Consider the following 19,714-nt stretch of genomic DNA (forward strand, 5'->3'; position numbering starts at 1 on the left):
TCGGATCCGTACGATAGCCATGCGAGGGGCGAAAGACCACCCTTGCGCCCCAGATTTTCGGCCGATATTGTTCGGATCCGAACGATCTACGCAAGCCGAACCTGACCGGATGGAGAACCGCCGTGGACCAGCCGCCGTACGTCCCGCTGGACGAGGTCGACCTCGTCGACCTCGACCGCTTCACCGGCCCCGAGGCGTGGGGCATGCTCGACACCCTCCGCAAGGAGGCGCCCGTCTTCTGGCAGCGCGAGACCGACGGCGGCCACGGCTTCTGGGCCGTGACCAAGCACGCCGACATCTGCGAGGTCGACAAGGACCCGGACACCTACACGTCGACGAACTTCGTCAACCTCGAGGAGGTCGAGCCCGAGCTCCAGGAGGCCCGCCGCTCCATCCTCGAGATGGACGGCCTGCGCCACCGCGCCCTGCGCAAGCTCATCTCCCGCGAGTTCAGCCGCCCCAACCTGATGAAGAACTACGAGGCCCTGCTGCGCGACATCACGCGCACGACCCTCGACGCGGCCCTCGCTAAGGGCGAGTTCGACTTCGTGACCGACGTCAGCGCGGACTTCCCGATCCAGGTGCTGGCCCGCCTGCTCGACGTACCCCAGGAGAAGACCGGGCAGCTCATCGACTGGGGCAACGAGATCATCGGCTTCTCCGACCCCGAGCACGCCAAGATCCTGATCTCCGACGCGGAGAGCGAGCAGTACAAGCACCTGCCGTTCCGCTCCCCCGTCTCGCAGGAGGTCTTCGACTACGGCCGCGAGCTCGCCGCCGACCGGAAGGGCGGCGACGGCACCGACCTGGTCAGCCAGCTGGTCAACAAGATCCCCGAGGACGGCCAGGCGATGTCGGCCTCCGAGTACGACTCGTACTTCCTGCTCCTCGTCGTGGCCGGCAACGAGACCACCCGGCACACCATCACCCACTCCATGCTCGCCCTGCTCGAGCACCCCGAGCAGCTCGCCAAGCTCCAGGCCGACCCGTCGCTGATCCCCGACGCCGTCGAGGAGTTCCTGCGCTGGGCCTCCCCCGTCTACCACTTCCGCCGTACGGCGACCCGCGACGTCGAGCTCCACGGCCAGCAGATCAAGGAGGGCGACAAGGTCGTCATGTGGTTCGCCTCCGGCAACCGCGACGAGGACGTCTTCGACAACCCCTACGACTTCGACGTCACCCGTCGCAACATCGACCACGTGACGTTCGGCAAGGGCAGCCCCCACCTGTGCATGGGCAACAACCTGGCCCGCATGGAGATCCGCCTCATGTTCGAGGAGCTGATCCCCCGGCTCAAGACGATCGAGCTCAACGGCGAGGTCCGCCGGGTGCGCAGCAACTTCGTCAACGGCATCAAGACCCTCCCGGTCAAGGTCACCACCAACGACTGAGCGCTCCCCTTCGGGAGACGACAGCACGAGGCGCCGCGCCCTTGTAACTAAGTGTTACGTCACGAATTTCCCCACCACAGCGCCGGGGTAGTCGCCACAGCACCGAGGTAGATGCCTGCGAAGTCGGGGACAGCCGCGCCGAGCGAACGAGCCGGACGTTGGCGCGACTACCCGGGCGCTCCGGCCACTACCCGGGCGTTGTTGCACCGAAATGCGCGACGTAACACTTAGTTACAAGGGGCCTCAGCCCTCGTCGGCCAGCAACCGCCGCAGGATCTTGCGGACCTGCAGCGCGGCCAGGTCGGCGGCGACGTTGACGTCCTCGCCGTAGCCGTCACGGTCGATGACCTGCTGCATGGTCTCGAGGATCTCGCGGACCTTGAGGTAGTAGGACTCGAAGATCGGCCGGAGCGCGTCGGAGGCCTCGGCGCCCGGGGCGAAGTTGCGGCTGACCCGCCACAGGTGGCGCGTGTGGCGGTCGTCGACCGGCGTGACGGCGTGGGTGAACCGGAAGGTCTGGGTGCCGCCCTCGTCGGCGGGGACGAACACGTCCCAGCGGTCGGCCCACAGCCCGGGTGCGAGGAAGGCGCCCTCCTCCCGCTGCGGGTACGACGCCGTGGCGGATGCGCCGGAGATCTTGGCCTGCCACTCGGGCAGCGGCGCGGCGGGCCAGTCGCGGTGGAAGTGGACCGTGGTCTCGGTGAGCTCCACCTCGAGCGCGGGCGCCACCCCGGCCAGCACGGGCGGCGAGATGACGGGGTCGACGACGGCGACGTGGGTGATGTCGGCGAAGTTGTCGTGGAGCAGCCCGACCCCGGCCGCTGTCTCCCACTGGCCACCGAAGGTCTCCCACGAGGGGTCCCTCAACCACGGCACCGGCACCGGAGGGCGGCGCTCGGCCAGCGACGGCTCGCCGAGCCAGACCCACACGAGGTCCCCCTCCTCCCGCACCGGGTACGACGGCACGCGGGCGCCGTACGGGACCGGGGCCTGCGACGGCACCCGCACGCAGGCGCCGGTGCGGTCGTAGGCGAAGCCGGAGTACCCCGACACGATGGTGTCGCCGTCGACGCGGCCGAGGCTGAGCGGGTAGGGCCGGTGGGCGTCGCGGTCGCCGAGGGCGACCACGGTGCCGTCGCCGGCCCGGTACAGGACGACGGGGGTGTCGAGGGCCCGGGTGCCGAACGGCGTGGCGCCGATCTCGGCGGAGGCGGCGAGGGCGTACCACGCGTTGCGCGGGTAGCCGGTGCTGCGGTCTCTCATCTCAGGTTCCCTTCCGTGCCCGTCACAGGTCCAGCGTGAGCCGGTCGCCGCGGCACCGGGAGACACAGATCATCATGAACTCGTTGGACTCCCTCTCCTCCTCGTTGAGGATGGAGTCGCGGTGCTCGACGTCGCCCTCGACGACCTCGGTCTCGCAGGTGCCGCAGACGCCCTCGAGGCAGGAGCCGACGACGCTGACGCCGGCTTCGCGGCAGACCTCGAAGATCGACTTGTCCGCGGGCACCTCGAGGGTGAGGCCGGAGCGCTGGAGGACCAGCTCGAAGGCCGAGTCCTGCTCGTCGGCGGCCGGCGCCTTGGCCGAGAAGCGCTCCAGGTGGAGGCTGCCGACCGGCCAGGAGGCGCTGCAGCGCTCCTCGACGGCGTCGAGCAACCCGGTCGGCCCGCAGGTGTAGACCAGCGTGTCGGGCACGGGCTCGCCGAGGAGCGCGTCGAGGTCGGGGAAGCCGGCCTCGTCCTGGGGCAGCAGGCTCACCTTGTCGCCGTACGCCGCGAGCTCGTCGAGGAACGCCATCGACGAGCGCGTGCGGCCGCCGTACACGAGCCGCCACTCGGCTCCGGAGGCCTCGGCCTCGGCGATCATCGGCAGCATCGGCGTGATGCCGATGCCACCGGCGATGAACAGGTAGCGCGGGGACGCGACCATCGGGAAGTGGTTGCGCGGGCCGCGCACCCGGACGGTGGCGCCCTCGTGCAGCTCGGCGTGCACGGTCTTGGAGCCGCCCCGGCTGTCGGGCGCGCGGAGCACGCCGAGCCGGTACTGCCCGGTGTCGGCGGGGCTGCCGCACAACGAGTACTGGCGGACCAGGTCCTCCCCGAGCACCAGGTCGATGTGGGCGCCGGGCGTCCACGGCGGCAGCGCCGCGCCGTCCTCGGCTGCCAGCGTCAGCGCCACCACGTCCGTCGCGGCCTCGACCGCCGCGACCACCTTCAGGTCCGCCTCGAACTCACGCACGATCGGTTGCGTCGTCACGAGATCACTCCCCTCTCGCCCCACCTCACAGGTGGTAGGCGTACTCCCGGAACTCCCAGTCGGTGACCCAGTGGCTGAACCGCTCCAGCTCGTTGCGCTTGTAGGCGACGAAGGTCTCGACGAACGCCGGGCCGAGAAGGTCGGTCAGGTCCTTGTCCTCCTCGAGCGCGTCGATCGCGGCGCCGAGGCCGGACGGCAGCCGGTCGGCCTTCGTCGGGTCGTAGCCGTAGCCCTCGAGCTTGGCCGGCGGCGTCAGCTTGTCGCGGATCCCGAGGTAGGCGGCCGCGAGGAGGCTGGCGATGGCGAGGTACGGGTTCGCGGAGGCGTCGCCGAGGCGTAGCTCCATGCGGGAGGCACGGCCGCGCTCGGGCGGGATCCGCACCATGGCGCTGCGGTTGTCGAGGCCCCAGTCGACCAGCCACGGCGCGAGCGTGTCGGGCCCGAACCGCTTGTAGGAGTTGATGGTCGGGTTGTTCAGGGCGGCCAGGGCCGGGGCGTGGGCGAGCACGCCGGCGATCGCGGCACGGCCGATGTCGGACAGCCCGTCGGCACCGTTCGGGTCGTCGAAGAGCGGCCTGCCCTCGCCGTCGGCCGTGCTGAAGTGGATGTGGAAGCCGGAGCCGCCCTCGTCGTTGAACGGCTTGGCCATGAAGGTCGCCATCTTGCCGCGGCGCCGCGAGATCTCCTGGACCGCCGACTTGAACCGGAACGCCCGGTCGGCGGCGTCGAGCGCGTCGGAGTGCCACAGGTTGATCTCGAACTGGCCGCCGGAGAACTCGTGGTTGGCGGCGACCACGTCGAGACCGTACGCCGCCAGGTCCCGCAGCGACGCGAGCAGGGTGTTCTCCGGGTCGCCCTTGAGGCCGGCCACGTAGACGTTGCCGGAGGCGTCGCCGTACCGGCGCCAGCCGTTGGGCTTGGTCTCGTCCTCCTCGAGCACGTAGAACTCGAGCTCCGGACCGACGACCGGGTTCATACCGAGCTCCGCGAAGCGGTCGATGACCCGCTTGAGCACCTGGCGCGGGCTCTCCTCGGACGGCGAGCCGTCGGGGTTGTAGATGTCGCCGATGACGTGGGCGACACCCGGCTCCCACGGCACCGGCCGCACCGTGGCGAGGTCCGGCACGACGACGATGTCGGGCAGGCCGGCGGACAGGCCGCCGGCGATGTCGACGACGTCGCCCATCGGCGAGGTGGCGTAGACCGAGCGGCAGAACGCGACCCCGTCGCCGACGGTCCGGTCGAACCGCGCAGCCAGCACGTCCCGGCCACGCTCGGTGCCGATCAGGTCGCTGTAGCCGATGCGGACGACGTCGATCCCGTCCTCGGCGAACTGCTGGGCAGCCGCACGCAGGGCGAACTCGTCGATGTTCTCCACGATCAGTCTCCGTTCGTCTTTCTCGTCTGGTCCATCATCGGCCGGTGACGGCGTCGGTGGCGATCTGCTCGTCGAAGCGTTCGAGGTCGGTCGACAGGGCGTCGTAGACCACCGGCCGCGAGCTGCGCAGGTAGAGCGCGTAGCCGATGCCGCCGACCAGCGCGACCACGAGCAGCCACGGCAGCGAGTTGACCGCCTTGGAGTCGGAGCCCGCGACGATCTCGAAGTGCTTGAAGGCGAGCACGACCGCGAAGCACAGACCGAGGAAGCCGAGCCCCGGGGCGATGAGCGTGGTGCCGATCCGCGGGTCGCCCTGGCGGCGGAAGTGGACCACGATCGACAGCGCCGCGAGCGCCTGCAGCACCAGGATGGCCAGGGTGCCGAAGCCCAGCATGCTCGGCACCACGGTCAGGATCGGGTCCGCGCCGGCGACCGCGAAGGACACCGCGACGGCGACCGCGAAGAGGGCCTGGACGGTGCTGGCGACGTACGGCGCCCCGCTCCGGGCGGTCTTCGAGAGCACCTGCGGCAGGATCCGGGCCCGGCCGAGGGAGAAGATGTAGCGGCTCGAGGAGTTGTGGAAGGCGAGCATCGCCGCGAACAGGCTGACCAGCAGCAGCCAGGTCATCACGTCGGTCAGGAAGTCGCCGAGGTACTCGTTCGACAGGCTGAAGACGAGGTCTCCCGTCGGCAGGTGCGCGATCGCGGTGTCCTGGGCCTGCGCGACGCCGGTGGCGCTGACGACCGCCCAGGTGGTCACGCCGAGGACGATGCCGATCATCGTGATCGCGACGTACGTCGCCCGGGGGACCGTCGTGAGCGGGTGCTTGGCCTCCTCGCTGAACAGCGCGGTGGCCTCGAAGCCGAGGAAGCCGGTCGCGGCGAGCAGCAGGCCGATCGACAGGGAGCCCGAGGTGATCGAGTCGACGGAGAACGCGGAGAACGAGTAGCCGTCCTGGAACAGCACGGCGACGTCGAAGACGATCAGGATCGAGGTCTCCAGGACCAGCGAGACGCCGAGGATCTTGGAGCTGAAGTCGACGCCGCGCAGGGCCATCACGTAGCAGACCGCGATCGAGGCCAGGCCCCAGAACAGCCACGGCATGTCCCACCCGGTCTTGTCGGCGATCACGATCTTCATGAAGAAGCCGCTGGTGCCGATCGTGCCGACGACGAAGAAGTTGTAGCCGAGCATCGCGATGAAGCCGGCTGCGAGGCCGGCCGGGCGGCCGAGGCCCTTGACGACGAAGGCGTAGAAGCCGCCCGCGTTGACCAGCTCGCTCGACATCTTGCCGTAGCCGATCGCGAAGAGCAGCAGGACGACGGCGACGGCGAAGAACGCGAACGGCGTCCCTCCCCCGTTGCCGAGGGCGATCGCCAGGGAGGCGACGACCACCATCCCGGTCAGCGGCGCGACCGCTGCCAGGACCAGGAACACGATCGCCCCGACGCCGAGCGCATTCTTGCGGAGTGTGGTGTTGACGGTGTCCGACATCGGGACTCCTTCGCTGTTCGCGCGGCCGGGGCCGGCGGTCACCGGCCTCTTTCGCCGGATCGTTCGGATCCGTACGATAGCCACAGTGTGACCCACGGCACCAGACCCTCGAGGGAGGTTTTCGGACGAATGTTTGCCTCCGAACGATCCTGGCCGCCCGAGGCCATCGCTACGCTGGCCCGCATGCCGGACCGCCACACGCTCGAGGAGACCGAGCGCGCCATGAAGGACCATGTCGGGGCCCTCCCCTTGGACTTCGCCGCCGCGAACGCCCTGTCCAACCTGTTCCGGGCCGCCAACGCGGTGCGCAGCGAGCTGACCAACCGCGTGCTGCGCCAGCACGACATGACGTGGACCGGCTTCGTGGTGCTGTGGGTCGTGTGGATCTGGGACGGCATGGAGACCCGGCACGTCGCCGAGTCGGCCGACATCTCCAAGGCCACCCTCACCGGAGTGGTGAAGACGCTCGAGGCGCGCGGCCTGATCGCGCGCGAGGGCGACGACAACGACCGGCGCCTGGTCCGGCTCCGGCTGACCCCCGAGGGGATCAGCCTGATGGAGCAGATCTACCCCGAGTTCAACGCGGTCGAGTCGGAGATCATCGGCCAGCTCTCCGAACGGAAAGTCGCCACCTTCACCAAGACCCTGCGCGACGTCGTCAACGCGGTCGAGGGTCGCGACGAGGACTAGCCAGCGGCCCTGAGCGAGAACGACCCGGTGAGGCAGCGCCCCTGGCCGGCGTACCTCAGTGCGGCCCGGTCCCACGACGAGTACGGGAGTCGACCGCGAAGGATGACGGGCGACATGAAGTCACCCACGTGCCGGGGCGCGTGCCTGACACCCAGCGCATGCGCCAGCTCGTGCCCGATCACCGTCACCAGTCGGTCGCGTCCGGTCTCGGCGACGTCGATGTCGATGTCGGCTCTCCACAACTCGTCACCGACGGACCCGAGGTCGGTGCGGCCGAGCGTGTAGCTGTCCCGGATCGCCCGCGCACGGACGCGAATGCCGCGACCTTCATCGAGCGCGCCGCCGACCCGGAGCGGGAGCCCCGTGGCGCGACGAATCCGGGCGACAGCCCTGCGAGTCGCGTGGACGAAGGTCGGTCCACCGACCACCTTCACAGGCACCGCCCGGCACTGCGACCACCGCAGACGGCTCAACAGGTAGCGACGGTCCAGGGCCTGCGACTCGCGGAACGCGTTGGGCCCACCGGAGGTCGAGCCGGCCGCGCTCAGGCGCCCGGCCGTCTCCCCCGATGCCGCCGGGGTCGGGGCGGACGAGGTGGCCGCGCTGCCGGGCGCGGTTGTCAGCGTCGCAGCCACAACGGTCCCTGCCGCCACGAGCAGGGAGAGAACCCTCAGGAGTCGAGACACGGCCTTGCTTTCGTCGAGTTCGCAGCCGAACCGCAGGACAGCGACCCCGGGCCGACCTCATGACTTTGAAGACGCTCACCGCGGCCCGCCCATTACGGGGCACGCCCGTTCAGCCGATCGCACCTCGGGTCTTCAGGGAGCCCAGGAGATGTCCGTAGGACGTCGTGAACGGTCTCGCCAGGACGGCGGCCCGTCGGCGGTCCGCCCCGGCTACCTCGTCCAGCAGGTACTGCTCCACGACAAGCACAGCGTGCAACGCCGACCAGCCGGCCGTGCAGGTCGAGATCGCCCAACGGGCCGTGTTCGCGGCATCGACGACCTCCTCGGCGAGGAGCCGATCGGCCACGCCCCCGATGCTCCGATCGGCGCGCTCCCATCGCTGCAGCGAGAACCCCCTCGCCGCGGCAGTCTGCTCCAGGGGGCGGACGACATCGGCGGCCCGCTGGCAAGAAGCCGTGTGGCTGGCGAGCCGACCCGGGCTCTGAACCATGGCCGGCGTGACCCGTCGAAGCTGCACGAGGTCCGATGCGGTGTCGACGAACCGCCTCTCGTCACGAGCCCCTGCCAGCACGGCGAACGCGGTGGCCGTCAGGTCACGGATCAGCCAGTCCGTGAGCACGGCACGCACCTCGACGGAAGCCGGCACGTCGAGGAAGGTCCTCGGTCGCGGAGCCACGGCGGCGCAGCTCATCGCCCGACCTTCGGGGACAACGCCGGCCGCCCGAAGTCGCGCAACGGTGCGTCGTCGAGTCCGTCATCGACCAAGGATCGGTCGGCCGCAACGTCGGCCATGGCCAGTTCGACACCGACGCGGACCCACGACGGATTCCTCAGGCAGGACCTGGGAATCACGAACCGGACGGCCTTGCGGTCCGAGCTGGCTGATCGCGTCAGCCCCGGACAGTGCACCACCCCACCCGCCGCGTGGCGACCGATGTCCAGCAGGTCGGTCTCGTTGACGCCCGTAGTCCGCAGCCAGCTGAGGAGGAAGGCGTGGTCGCGCGTCCGAATCACGACCGTGCTGGAGAGCGGGCCGCTGATGGCTGCTCGCGTGCGGATCCCGACCTTCACCTTCGTCGCACGGTGCCGGACCGCGACCCGCTCGATGTCGCCCCGCAGCTGGTCCTGCGAAACGGTAGAGAACATGGTCGAGCCGTCACTGCCGAACGTGAGGGCAGCGACATCCCCGGCGGCGTCGTCGTGCACCCACCTGGCCGCGACTGCCGAACCCGCCGTACCGACCGTCGTCACACCGACGAGAAGAGCCAGCAGGCTCGCGACGCCGGCACGACGCACACGCCGCCGGGCAGTCTCGGTCGAGATCGTGTTCCGATCGCTGCGCTTGCTCACGCGTCCCCCCGCTCCCGGTGCGCCGATCCAGGACTCTCGGCAGGCCGACACCTCGATGACGACCTGCCGGCTCGCGGCGCTCTCACGGATACGACGAAGCCGCGGGGCGATCCTTACGCGCGTCGCCCACCGATTCCGCGCCCGGATCTCGGCGCGACCTACCGGAGACCCAGGGGGCTAGGAGGACCTGGCGACCGATCGGTCCCGGGCCGCCTCGACCAGGGCGCGGAACAGCCCGGCCTGGGCCGGGTCGGTGGCCGCGGTGTCCTCGGGATGCCACTGCACGCCGACGTACCAGCCCCGGGCGCCGGCGAGCTCCACGGCCTCGATGACGCCGTCCGCGGACTCGGCGACGGCCCGTAGGCCGCGGCCGGGCCGCGCGATGCCCTGGTGGTGGTAGCAGGAGATGCTCGGCGTGGTCCCGACGATGCCGGCGAGCACGGAGTCGGCCTCGACGGCGATCTCGTGGACGACGTCGCGGTGGGTCCGCTCCCCCAGGTCCTGGATCAGGTCGCCACCGAGGGCGACGTTGACGACCTGGTTGCCGCGGCAGATCGCCAGCAACGGGAGGCCCGAGCCGAGGGCGTGGCGCGCGAGCGCGAGGTCGAAGGCGTCCTGCTCCTCGTCGACGTCGTACTCCGCCTCGTGCGCTACCTGGCCCGCCCACCGGGCAGCCAGGTCGCCGCCGCCGGGCAGCAGCACGCCGTCGGCGTACCAGAGCCGGGCGGCCACCTCCGCGTCGTCGACCACGGCCCCGGGCGCGACGGGATGCACCACGAGCGGCTCCCCGCCCGCGGCGTACACGGCGTCGACCAGGGTCCGGGCGGTCACGTCGGCGCGGTAGCGCAGGGCCGAGGCCGACGCGGAGAACCGCGCCGGGATGGCGATCAGCGGACGGCGACTCATCGCTTCCTCTCGACCTCCCACCAGCACTCGTTCCGACCCGAACGATCTTGTTCGGGTCCGAACGTAGAGCGACCGCAGGCGCCTCCGCAACTCCCTTCCCGGGTTTCGGAACGCTCGCGACCGCCCGCCTCGAGTCCGCTGCGGGGCGCTGCTGCGTTGGGCGTCCGCGACGATGGACAAGCGCCCGGCGGCGGAGAATGATCGCGGCGTGGCCATGTTCGAGGTGGCGGACGCCTACATCAGCTTCATGGGGAGGTTCTCCACCCCCCTCGCCCCGCTGTTCGCCGACGTGGGCCTGGCCGGCGTCCCTCCGGCCGCGACCGTGCTCGACGTCGGGTGTGGTCCGGGCATGCTGACCGCCGAGCTGGTCCGGCGGCACGGAGCCGCGCAGGTCGCGGCCGTCGATCCCGTCGCCACCTTCGTGGCTGCCGCGGCCGCCGCCCACCCCGGTGCCGACGTACGCCGGGCCACGGCCGAGGCACTCCCCTTCACCGACGAGTCCTTCGACGCCACCCTCGCCCAGCTCGTCGTGCACTTCATGTCCGACCCGCTCGGCGGCCTCTCCGAGATGCGGCGCGTGACCCGGCCCGGCGGGCGCGTGAGCGCGTGCGTGTGGGACCACGGCGGAGGCACCGGCGCGCTCTCCGCCTTCTGGCGCGCGATCCTCGCCGTCGATCCCACCGTCACCGACGAGGCCACGCTCCCCGGATCCAACGCCGGCGACCTCACCCGGCTGCTGGCCGACGCGGGACTGCGCGAGGTCACCGAGGTGCCGTTGACCGTCTCCGTCCCGTTCGCCACCTTCGAGGAGTGGTGGGCGCCCTACACCCTGGGTGTCGGCACCGCCGGAGTCGCCTTCGCCGCCCTTCCTGGCGACCAGCAGGACCGGGTGGTCGAGCTGCTCCGGGACGAGCTGGGCGACGGGCCGTTCGCGGTCACCGCCACCGCGTGGGCGGGGTCCGGTGTGCGCTGAGGACGGCGGCGGGCTGGCCGCTCTCGACCGCTGGATCCTGTCGGGCGGTCACTGGGAGGTCGTCGGCGAGCGCGACGGGCTGGCCACGGTCGCGCTGCTGACCTGTGACGGCGGGCAGGAGATGGAGCGGGTCGTCGTACCGGTCGGCGGGTTGCCGGAAAACTGACGGCGCCCGCTCGGCGGGCCCTTTACCCTTGGCCGCGTGCCAGACCGTGGGGATTCCGTGCCGCTGCGCCTGCTCGGCCCCCTCGAGGTGCTCGACCGGACGGGCGCGAGCGTGGACATCGGGTCCCCGCGCCACCGCGAGACCCTGGCCGCGCTGGCCGTCGACGCGGGCCGGGTGGTCTCCACCGACACCCTGCTCGACCGGGTCTGGGGCGAGAGCGCCCGCGGCGGCACCCTCGCCAACCTGCAGGCCGTCATCTCCCGGCTCCGCGCCCGGCTGCGCGACGCGGGCGTGCCCGCCGAGATCGCCACCGCACCGCCCGGCTACCGCCTCGACCTGCCCGCCGGCGCCCTCGACACGCACCGGCTCGCGGCCGGCATCGACGCCGCACGTACGGCGCTCGCCGCCGCGGACCCCCAGGCGGCGCAGCACCACCTGGCCGACGCCCTCGGCTGGTGGCGCGGGGAGCCGCTGGCCGACGTACCGCAGCCGTTCGCGCGAACCGAGGCCCTGCGCCTCGAGGGCCTGCGGCTGACCGGCGAGGAGCTGGCCGCCGAGCTCGACGTGACGCTCGGGCGGGCCGGCGCGGCCGTCGCGCGGCTGACCGGGCTGGCCCGGCAGCACCCGTTGCGGGAGTCGGTGCGCGGACAGCTGATGCGGGCGCTCTACCTCGCGGGCCGGCAGGCCGACGCCCTGGAGGAGTACGCCGACCTGCGAGCCCAGCTGGTCGAGGAGCTCGGGGTCGACCCGGGTCCCGCGGTGCAGCGGCTGCACCAGCAGATCCTCGAGCAGGACCCCGCGCTGCGGCCCGGTCCGGTCACGCCCCCGGTCCAGCCGGCAGCGTCCCCTCGGCGGCCGCACCGTCCCAGCGCGATCCCCTCGACCGACCTGCTCGGCCCGCTGATCGGCCGCGAGCGCGACGTGGCCCACCTCGTCGACGTGCTCCGGTCCCCGACCTCGCGGGTGGTGACGGTCACCGGTGTCGGCGGTTGCGGGAAGACCCGGCTGGCCCTGGCCGTCGCGGCGGCCGCCGAGACGTCCTTCGCCGACGGGGTCAGCCTGGTACCGCTCGCGCCGCTGCACGACCCGTCAGCGGTGATCCCCGCCATCGCCCGTGCCGTCGGCGTCGCCGAGGGCGGCAACCCGTTCACCGCGCTGCTCGACCTGCTCCGCGACCAGGACCGGCTCCTGCTGCTCGACAACGCCGAGCACCTCCTCGACGCGTGGCCCGAGGTCGCGACGCTCGCCGCCGCCTGCCCGGAGCTGCGGATCCTGGTCACCAGCCGGATCCCGCTGCGGGTTCGCGGCGAGGTGCTGTTCCCGCTGACCCCGCTCGACCTGCCCGCCGCCACCGAGCTGTTCGTGACCCGCGCGGCCACGACCGGCGCGGCCGGACTGCCCGCTGCGGACGACCCGGTCGTCGGGCAGCTCTGCCACCGCCTCGCCGGCATCCCGCTGGCGATCGAGCTCGCCGCCGCCCGGGTCCGGCTGCTGCCCCCGGCAGAGATCCTGGCGCGCCTCGACGAGGTGATGGCCGCCGAGGGCGCGCGGGACCTGCCCCCGCGGCAACGCACCATGCGCTCGGCGATCGACTGGAGCTTCGCGCTGCTGTCCCCGCTCGAGCAGGCCGCGTTCCCCCGGCTCGCCGTGTTCAGAGGCGGCTTCGGGATCGACGCGGCGGCCGCCGTACTGGAGGACCTGGTGGCACCGAACGAGGTGCTCGCCCTCCTCGAGTCGCTCGTCGACCAGTCGCTCGTGGTGGTCGCGCCGGGACCCCGGTTCCGGCTGCTGGAGCCGGTCGCGCAGTACGCCGCCACCCGGCTCTCGCCCGACGCCGAGCGTGCCGCGCGCGATGCGCACCTGCGGTACTTCGACACCCTCGCCGCCCGGCACGAGCCGTCGTTGCGCGGCGAGGGCACGGTCGAGACGCTCGCGGAGATCGAGCTCGAGCACGCCAACCTGGTCGCCGCCGTCGAGTGGTCGCTGGCCTCCGGGCAGGCCGATCTCGGCGGCTGGCTCGGCTGGCGGCTGTGGCTGTTCTGGTGGATCCGGGGCGCGCTGCGCGAGGGACGCCGGCTGATGCAGGCCGTCCTCGCGCACGAGGTCTCCGACCCGGTGCGGGTGCGGGCGGGCTCCGTCGTCGGCGCGCTGGCGTTCGCCCAGGGCGACGACGTCGACGCGGAGGCGAGCTGGTCGGCGAGCGCGGACCTCGCCCGTCGTACCGGCGACCGCGAAGGCCTCCCCTATGCGTACGGCGGCATCGGGCTGGTCGCCCTCGCCCGCGACGACACCGACCTCGCTGCCCGGGTGATCGAGGAGAACATCGGCCTGTGCGAGGAGGCCGGCCTCGGCGGCGAGTGGCTGTGGACGCTGTGCCACGTGTGGCTCGGCACCGTCGAGCTGCTCCGCGGCAACCCGACCGGCGCCGGCGAGCTGGTCGACCTGGCGCTCGCCGCCGCCCGCCGCCGCCACGACCCGCTCGCCGTCTACATCGCGCTGTTCACCGCGATCCAGGTCTCGATGGCCCAGGGCGAGCCGGAGCGCGCCCGCCGCCAGATCGCCGAAGGCGTCCTGCTCAGCCGCGACACCGGCGACCACGCCAACCTCGCCTACCTGCTGGACGCGCTCGCCGTCGTCGAGTCCCTGTCCGCCGGCGACCTGGCTCGGGTCGGCGTCCTCCTCGGCGCCGCCGCCCAGCTGCGCGCCGGCACCGGCGGCAACGTCTACGGCTACTACCGCCCCGACGAGTCCCTCATCGAGCAGGCCAGCAAGGCCGCCCGCGCGGCCCGCGGCGACTCGTCGTACGACGCCGACGTCGCCGCCGGCCGGGCGCTCGATGTCGAGGCCATGGTGGCGCTCGCGACGGGCTAGCCGCCGCACGAGGGTCGCGGCGCACTCTGTCGGCGGCCGAGCGTGATGCGCTGGAGACCGTCCGCCGGATGAGTGATGCGTCCGGTGGTCTTCGCCGGTGGCGGCGGCAGCGAACCCGGGAGTGGGTGTCACGGCCGGCCCTGCGGATCCCACCGGCCTGCTGACCGCAGACATGCCCGTTCCCCCGCAGCCTGCTGGTCCTGCGGGGTCGGGGCGGGGTGGCTACTGGTCGGGCGGGTGGATGGGGTGGGTGCCGCGGTGGTCGACGCGGAACCGGAACCCGTTCGGGCTGGTCCACACATAGGAGCCGGGCATCACGATGTCGTAGCGCCAGGCCGAGTGGGTCTTCGCCCGGTGATGACGCCTGCAGAGCGGAACTTCGTTGCAAGGACAGGTCACGCCACCCTCGCCGTAGGGGCGAGCGTGGTCGACGTCGCAACGCTGCGCAGGTCGGGTGCAGTGCGGGAACCGACAGGAGTGGTCGCGCAGGGCGACGCGGGTCTTGTGTCGGTCGGGGATCTCGTAGGAGTCGACCGGGACGTGCTCGGCCAGGTCGATGACCGGGCGCACGATGATCGTGGTTCCCTTCGCCCGCAGCCACTCGCGGATCTGGGCGGTGCTGACCGGGCAGCGACCCTCCTCCCACCGGCCCACCGGGTTCACGAACGGGTTCGCGTCGTCGAGGAGGCTGGTGTCTGTGAGGTGGACGTTCAACACCACCTTGCGGCCCGGCACGGTGTCTCCGGTGGTTGAGGTGCGAGCGCCAGCGAGCCTCGAAACCTCCGGGCCCTCCGGGCTCCCCGGGTCCGGGATCAACAGGTCCAGGGCGAGGTCCTGACGGGCCAGCTCGGCAGCAGCCTTCGAGCGCCGCACATCCAGCGACGAGTCGTCGCCCAGCTTCCCGAGGACCTCGGCACGCCGGGCCACCGCGAGGTTGAGGTCGTACCCGTCCGCGGCATCGAGCAGCCCGTCGAGGTGCACTAGGCCGTGGTCGTCGATCTCACCGATGTCGAAGTGCCGGTGGTCGGCCGCGTTCTTGCGGTCGTTCTCGGCCTGCTCGGGGTCGAACCGCAGCACCGCCTCCGCCACGAGCCTCTCGAGCTGGGCCCACCCGACGCCGGAGGCGTTGACCAGCTGCCGGTCCACGAACGCCGCCGCTTCGGCACACAAGCCGTGGGTGAGGTCGGCGATGCGTTCGGCTCGCCACGGCGCCAACTTCCCGGCGGTCACCGCGGCGTAGACGTTGGGCAGGCGCCAGGCGCACTCGACGACCCGCCCGACATAGGCCTTCCCACTATCAGGGGTGCGGCCGAGGACCGCGATGAGCTCCATGACCGCGAACTCAGAGATCAGGGGTGCGCCGGGGCCGGCGATGGGGATGCCGGTGTCGAGGTAGCCCTCGGTGATCGTGGCGGCGCCTTCGGGGCCGGTGACGATGTGGTCGCCGGCCCATTCCACGATCCCGGCCCACTCGCGGACGAGGGAGGCCTGCCGGCCTTCGACCTCGGCGCGCAGCCCGGACAGCAGTGCTGTCGAGCGGTGCTGGGTTCCGAGATCCATGACTGGATTCTCCCAGTTGGGTCCGACACAACCGAACGCCGCAAACCCGCCTGGGGACAGGGGAAACTCAATCACCGGGGTGTGGAGAACCGACGTCACGATCGGTGACCACAGGGGCGTCGGGGACCGCAGCCCGACCGCCGAACCCGGCCCCTCGTGAACCCTCTCGTTGCTGCCTTTCGGAACGCGACCGGCTACGCGACCGCAGCCTCCCGGACAGGTTCCGGCAGCACGGCCGGAGGTTTCGAGGCTCGCTGGCGCTCGCACCTCAACCACCGGCGGTCTCGCTGGCGCTCGCACCTCAACCATCGGCGGGGGCGCGCTCCAAGCCGCCCCAAGCGTCCGGCAAGGACGCCGCAAGCGGGCGGGGCGACGCTCGGTCCATGACCACGACCCCCACCTCCTGGCTGCCTGCGTCCTGGGCCCACCCGACCCGGGTCGCCGTGACCGACCGGCACCACCTGCGCCCGATGGGCCCGGCCGACGTCGACCTCGACCTGCCTGCGGTGCACGCGTCGCGGGACCGGCTGTGGGCGATCTACGGACAGGCGTGGGGGTGGCCGCCGGCGGACCTCAGCAGGGAGGCGGACGTCGACGACCTCGCCCACCACGCGGCGGAGATCGAGGCGCACGAGTCCTTTCTCTACGGGCTGTTCGACGCGGACGAGACCGTCCTGCTCGGCTGCGTGTACGTCGACCCGCCGGCCAAGGTCGGCGCGGACGCGGACATCTCGTGGTGGGTGGCGGAGGGCGTGCTCGGCAGCGAGGTCGAGCAGGCCCTGGACGCCTTCGTGCCCGCCTGGATCGAGAGCGCCTGGCCGCTCACCCGGCCGAGGTACGTCGGCCGCGACCTGACCTGGGCGCAGTGGCTCGCCCTGCCCGACCTGCTCGAGGAGAACCGATGAGTACCCGTACCTTCGCCCGGCTCACGCTGGGCGCCCTCGCCGCCGTGGTCGGTCTCGCACCCGTCCTGGCTCCCGCCCCTGCCCACGCCGGCCAGGTCGGCTCGACCCTGAGCATCACCGGCGCCGGCCGGGTGGAGGTGGTCGAGGGCTCGCTGGAGGACGACGGCGCGTACGCCTGCGACCGCACCACCAACCTGGACCACCGGGTCACCGTGACCTGCCCGCGGATCCGCAACGAGGAGCCGTTCGAGGCTTGGATCTGGCTGCGCCCGTCCCTGTTCGGCGTGCCGAGCGGATGGGCGTTCGTGGAGTGGCAGGGCTGCGACGAGACCCGCCCCAACAGCAACGGGACCCGCGACTGCGCGGTGCACTCGGGTGCGTTCACCAGCGTCGAGCGGTACCCGGTCGCCGTGTTCCGCGACGTCGACCCGCCGAAGGTGACCGGCTTCAACGCCACCCAGGTCGTCAACGAGCAGGGCAGGTTCAAGCTCACCTGGTCCTCCAGCGGCGCCGTGGCCACGCACTGCATGCTCGACAGCGGCGCATGGGAGAACTGCACCTCGCCGCGCACCCTCGTGCTGCCGGAGGGTCCGCACCTGGTCGCGGTCCGTGCGGAGGACGGCTCGGGCAACCTGAGCTCGTCCCACTCCCTGCAGCTGCACTCGGTCGACACGGCCTTCACGGCGACCCCGCCCAAGCTGAGCAACAGCCGGACCGCGGAGTTCGGCTTCAGCTCTCAAGGCGGCAATGCCTTCGACTGCACGCTGGACGGCTACCCGTTCACCTGCGACAGCGGTCAGGGCCACTTCACCGACCTCGCCGACGGGCCGCACACGCTGACGGTCGCGGGCCGCAACGGGACCTGGGTCGACCCGGTCCCGGCCCACTACGAGTGGACGGTCGACGCGACGGCGCCGGAGACGACGCTGACCGGCGGCCCGGTGGAGGGCTCCACGACCACGGCCAGCACCGCCACGTTCACCGTCGACGCGGCGGGCGCGACGTCCTTCATCTGCACGATCGACGGCGCCTGGACCCCGTGCGGCCGCGGCGAGGTGAGGGTCGAGGGACTCGCACCCGGCAGCCATGTGTTCGAGGCGGCCGCCCGTGACGCCGCCGGCAACCGCGACCAGACGCCGGCCCGGCGGACCTGGATCGTGCGCGCGGCCGACACCACCGCGCCGGACACCACCCTGACCGGTGGCCCCGCCGACGGGTCGGTCGTGACGACGCCGAACGCCACCTTCGAGGTCGGTACGACGGAGCCCGGCTCCCGCACGACCTGCACCCTCGACGGCGCCGACCTGCCCTGCCCGGCCGGTCCGCTGGCCCTCACCGGCCTCTCCCCGGGCACCCACGTGCTGACCGCAACGGCCACGGACGCCGCCGGCAACACCGACCCGAGCGCCGCGACCCGTACCTGGACGGTCCCGGTCCCCGCGGCCTCCCTCAAGCGCAAGGGCAGCTCGCTGAGCCTGCGGGTCCGCGACGCCCGGCGCCTGGCCCTGGTCGTCGCCACGGGCAAGAAGCCCGGGAAGGTCAAGGTCTACGCCGGCAAGCGTCTCGTGAGGACCCTGTCGCTCAAGCGCTCCACCCCCACGCAGGTCGTCGACGTGACGACCTTCGCAGGCCCGTGGAGCGGCAAGGTCCGCATCGTCGTGGTGTCGAACCGCCGCACGGTGCGGGTCGAGGGAGTCGCGGCCCCCACGCGCTGACCTCGACCAACGCGGCGCCGCCGGTCGTCTTGTGGACGACGACCGGCGGCGTCGTCGCGTCTACTGCCTCCTGCGCACGGCGTCGCGCAGCGCCTGCTCCGGGTCGACTCCCTCGGCGCGCGCCTCGGCGACCAGGGCGAGCAGGCGCTCGCCGAGGTCCGGGGAGTCCGCCGCCACGTCGAGCGGCAGCCCGGCCCGCTCGCGCCGGGCCAGCGCCTTGTCGGCGTACAGCAGGGCGGGCAGGGCGGAGGGCAGGTCGGCGGGCTCGGTCCGCTCGGCCGCCTTGATCCACTGCCAGCGCTCGTCGACCTGCGCGGCGGTGAGGTCCGCGGAGTCGTCGCCGAACACGTGCGGGTTGCGGCGGCGCATCTTGGCGGTGATCCCGCGCGCGACGTCGTCGAGGTCGAAGTCGCCCCGCTCCTCGGCGATCACGGCGTGGAAGACGACCTGGAGCAGCAGGTCGCCGAGCTCCTCGGCGAGGTGCGTGTAGTCGCCGCTCGCCTCCCCCTCGTCGATCGCCTCGACGGTCTCGTAGGTCTCCTCGAGCAGGTAGCGCACCAGCGAGCGATGGGTCTGCTCCTGCTTCCACGGGCACTCCGCCCGCAGCCGCCGCATCACCGCGACGAACTCGGGGACCGGATCGGGCACGGCTCAGCCCTGCGGCACGACCGCCGGCGGAGCCACGGCCGGACCGCAGCGCTGGGCGGCCGGCAGCTTCGCGACCTGCTCGGGGGTCAGGGCGGCGGTGTCGCTGGCGTCCTTGGCAGCGCTGCTCACCGGCACCGAGAGCGGGTCGCTGCCGAAGACGCCCGTCTTCGCGTCGTAGGTCCCGAAGACGGGGTTGAAGCTGACGTCGTGGTCGTCGAGCCAGGCGGTGATCAGCTCGATGCCCGCCGACACTGCCGCGTCGCCCTCGGCGCCGGAGTCGTCGGCGCCCAGCTCCGCCACCGGGTCGCTGAGCCGCTGCTGGATCCAGGTCAGGAACTCGAAGGTGTCGTAGTTGTCGTCGTCGATCGTGCCGAGGGGGTCCCACGCGTCGTGGACGGCGGTGCGGTCGATCGCGTCCGACGGCAGGCGTACGCCGTGCTCCGGGGCGAGCGCGTCGACGGCGACCGCCTGGGTCCAGCCGACGACGAACTGGGCTCGGATCAGCGCGGTCGGCGCCGGGCTGGCCTGCGGGTTGGCCGAGCGCAGCGCGCAGTAGTCCTCGACCGCCTGGTCGACCTTGCTCAGCTCGAGCCGCTGGCCCTCCACCTCGGCGGCCACGCCGGGCCGCACGTCGTTGTCGCTGACGCCGCAGCCGGCGACGAGCAGGGCGACCGCAGCGAGACTCGCTGCGGCGGGCCGGAACGACGCCACGTTCGAACGACGCAC

At 72.1% G+C, this 19,714-nt stretch carries 18 protein-coding genes; 7 read left to right on the top strand and 11 right to left on the bottom strand.

Features of this window, described 5'->3' with window-relative positions; genetic code table 11:
• The first annotated feature begins 122 nt into the window (after nt 1-122).
• Nucleotides 123-1,391 (top strand): cytochrome P450, encoded by a 1,269-nt coding sequence (locus KU893_RS19615; protein WP_257441439.1) that lies wholly within the window; start codon nt 123-125, stop codon nt 1,389-1,391.
• A 243-nt stretch (nt 1,392-1,634) separates the two neighbouring features.
• Here the strand turns inward: KU893_RS19615 and KU893_RS19620 are convergent, their stop codons facing one another.
• The 4 genes from KU893_RS19620 to KU893_RS19635 are packed head-to-tail and all read right to left on the bottom strand — an operon-like array spanning nt 1,635 to nt 6,518.
• Entirely contained in the window at nt 1,635-2,654 is a 1,020-nt protein-coding gene (locus tag KU893_RS19620) for a Rieske 2Fe-2S domain-containing protein (protein WP_218236083.1), read from the bottom strand.
• A 22-nt stretch (nt 2,655-2,676) separates the two neighbouring features.
• Complete coding sequence (locus KU893_RS19625) at nt 2,677-3,645, bottom strand: PDR/VanB family oxidoreductase (RefSeq protein WP_218236084.1); 969 nt, start codon at nt 3,643-3,645, stop codon at nt 2,677-2,679.
• Between the two features lie 25 nt (nt 3,646-3,670).
• Nucleotides 3,671-5,023 (bottom strand): glutamine synthetase family protein, encoded by a 1,353-nt coding sequence (locus tag KU893_RS19630; RefSeq protein WP_218236085.1) that lies wholly within the window; start codon nt 5,021-5,023, stop codon nt 3,671-3,673.
• A gap of 34 nt (nt 5,024-5,057) precedes the next feature.
• Nucleotides 5,058-6,518, bottom strand: coding sequence for an APC family permease (locus tag KU893_RS19635; RefSeq protein ID WP_218236086.1), 1,461 nt, complete (start codon nt 6,516-6,518; stop codon nt 5,058-5,060).
• Nucleotides 6,519-6,701: 183 nt separating this feature from the next.
• Here KU893_RS19635 and KU893_RS19640 point away from each other — a divergent pair, with 183 nt between their 5' ends.
• A complete protein-coding gene (locus KU893_RS19640; RefSeq protein WP_218236087.1) occupies nt 6,702-7,208 on the top strand; it encodes a MarR family winged helix-turn-helix transcriptional regulator in 507 nt (168 codons plus the stop codon).
• Here the strand turns inward: KU893_RS19640 and KU893_RS19645 are convergent.
• The 4 genes from KU893_RS19645 to KU893_RS19660 form a co-directional block, all read right to left on the bottom strand.
• Nucleotides 7,205-7,843 carry a zinc metalloprotease gene (locus tag KU893_RS19645; protein WP_218236088.1) on the bottom strand — a complete coding sequence of 213 codons (639 nt, stop codon included), beginning with the start codon at nt 7,841-7,843 and terminating at the stop codon, nt 7,205-7,207. The genes KU893_RS19640 and KU893_RS19645 overlap by 4 nt on opposite strands.
• Before the next feature lie 160 nt (nt 7,844-8,003).
• Complete coding sequence (locus KU893_RS19650) at nt 8,004-8,513, bottom strand: hypothetical protein (protein ID WP_218236089.1); 510 nt, start codon at nt 8,511-8,513, stop codon at nt 8,004-8,006.
• Between the two features lie 68 nt (nt 8,514-8,581).
• Nucleotides 8,582-9,244 (bottom strand): hypothetical protein, encoded by a 663-nt coding sequence (locus KU893_RS19655; RefSeq protein WP_218236090.1) that lies wholly within the window; start codon nt 9,242-9,244, stop codon nt 8,582-8,584.
• A gap of 177 nt (nt 9,245-9,421) precedes the next feature.
• Nucleotides 9,422-10,150, bottom strand: a complete 729-nt coding sequence (locus tag KU893_RS19660) for a gamma-glutamyl-gamma-aminobutyrate hydrolase family protein (RefSeq protein WP_218236091.1) — start codon at nt 10,148-10,150, stop codon at nt 9,422-9,424.
• Between the two features lie 214 nt (nt 10,151-10,364).
• Between KU893_RS19660 and KU893_RS19665 the strand changes: the two genes are divergently transcribed.
• Genes KU893_RS19665 through KU893_RS19675 form a run of 3 tightly spaced genes read left to right on the top strand, consistent with a single transcriptional unit; the run spans nt 10,365 to nt 14,160 of the window.
• On the top strand, nt 10,365-11,123 hold the full coding sequence (locus KU893_RS19665; protein WP_218236135.1) for a class I SAM-dependent methyltransferase: 759 nt from the start codon (nt 10,365-10,367) through the stop codon (nt 11,121-11,123).
• Entirely contained in the window at nt 11,113-11,289 is a 177-nt protein-coding gene (locus KU893_RS19670; RefSeq protein ID WP_218236092.1) for a hypothetical protein, read from the top strand. Before KU893_RS19665 ends, KU893_RS19670 begins: the two co-directional genes overlap by 11 nt.
• A 36-nt stretch (nt 11,290-11,325) precedes the next feature.
• Nucleotides 11,326-14,160, top strand: a complete 2,835-nt coding sequence (locus KU893_RS19675; RefSeq protein WP_218236093.1) for an AfsR/SARP family transcriptional regulator — start codon at nt 11,326-11,328, stop codon at nt 14,158-14,160.
• Between the two features lie 222 nt (nt 14,161-14,382).
• On the opposite strand, the gene KU893_RS19680 is transcribed toward KU893_RS19675, so the two are convergent.
• Nucleotides 14,383-15,720 (bottom strand): HNH endonuclease signature motif containing protein, encoded by a 1,338-nt coding sequence (locus KU893_RS19680; RefSeq protein WP_218236094.1) that lies wholly within the window; start codon nt 15,718-15,720, stop codon nt 14,383-14,385.
• 383 nt (nt 15,721-16,103) lie between these two features.
• Between KU893_RS19680 and KU893_RS19685 the strand changes: the two genes are divergently transcribed.
• Together KU893_RS19685 and KU893_RS19690 are read left to right on the top strand one after the other, a co-directional pair.
• On the top strand, nt 16,104-16,625 hold the full coding sequence (locus KU893_RS19685; RefSeq protein WP_218236095.1) for a GNAT family N-acetyltransferase: 522 nt from the start codon (nt 16,104-16,106) through the stop codon (nt 16,623-16,625).
• Complete coding sequence (locus KU893_RS19690) at nt 16,622-18,340, top strand: hypothetical protein (protein WP_218236096.1); 1,719 nt, start codon at nt 16,622-16,624, stop codon at nt 18,338-18,340. The genes KU893_RS19685 and KU893_RS19690 overlap by 4 nt, the downstream gene beginning before the upstream one ends.
• Nucleotides 18,341-18,400: 60 nt before the next feature.
• Here the strand turns inward: KU893_RS19690 and KU893_RS19695 are convergent, their stop codons facing one another.
• Together KU893_RS19695 and KU893_RS19700 are read right to left on the bottom strand one after the other, a co-directional pair.
• Nucleotides 18,401-18,988: a MazG nucleotide pyrophosphohydrolase domain-containing protein gene (locus KU893_RS19695; RefSeq protein ID WP_257441442.1), complete on the bottom strand. Its 588-nt coding sequence runs from the start codon at nt 18,986-18,988 to the stop codon at nt 18,401-18,403.
• 3 nt (nt 18,989-18,991) lie between these two features.
• Entirely contained in the window at nt 18,992-19,714 is a 723-nt protein-coding gene (locus KU893_RS19700; RefSeq protein WP_218236097.1) for a hypothetical protein, read from the bottom strand.

Source organism: Nocardioides daeguensis (assembly GCF_019192965.1).
In the GTDB taxonomy this organism is placed as follows: domain Bacteria; phylum Actinomycetota; class Actinomycetes; order Propionibacteriales; family Nocardioidaceae; genus Nocardioides; species Nocardioides daeguensis.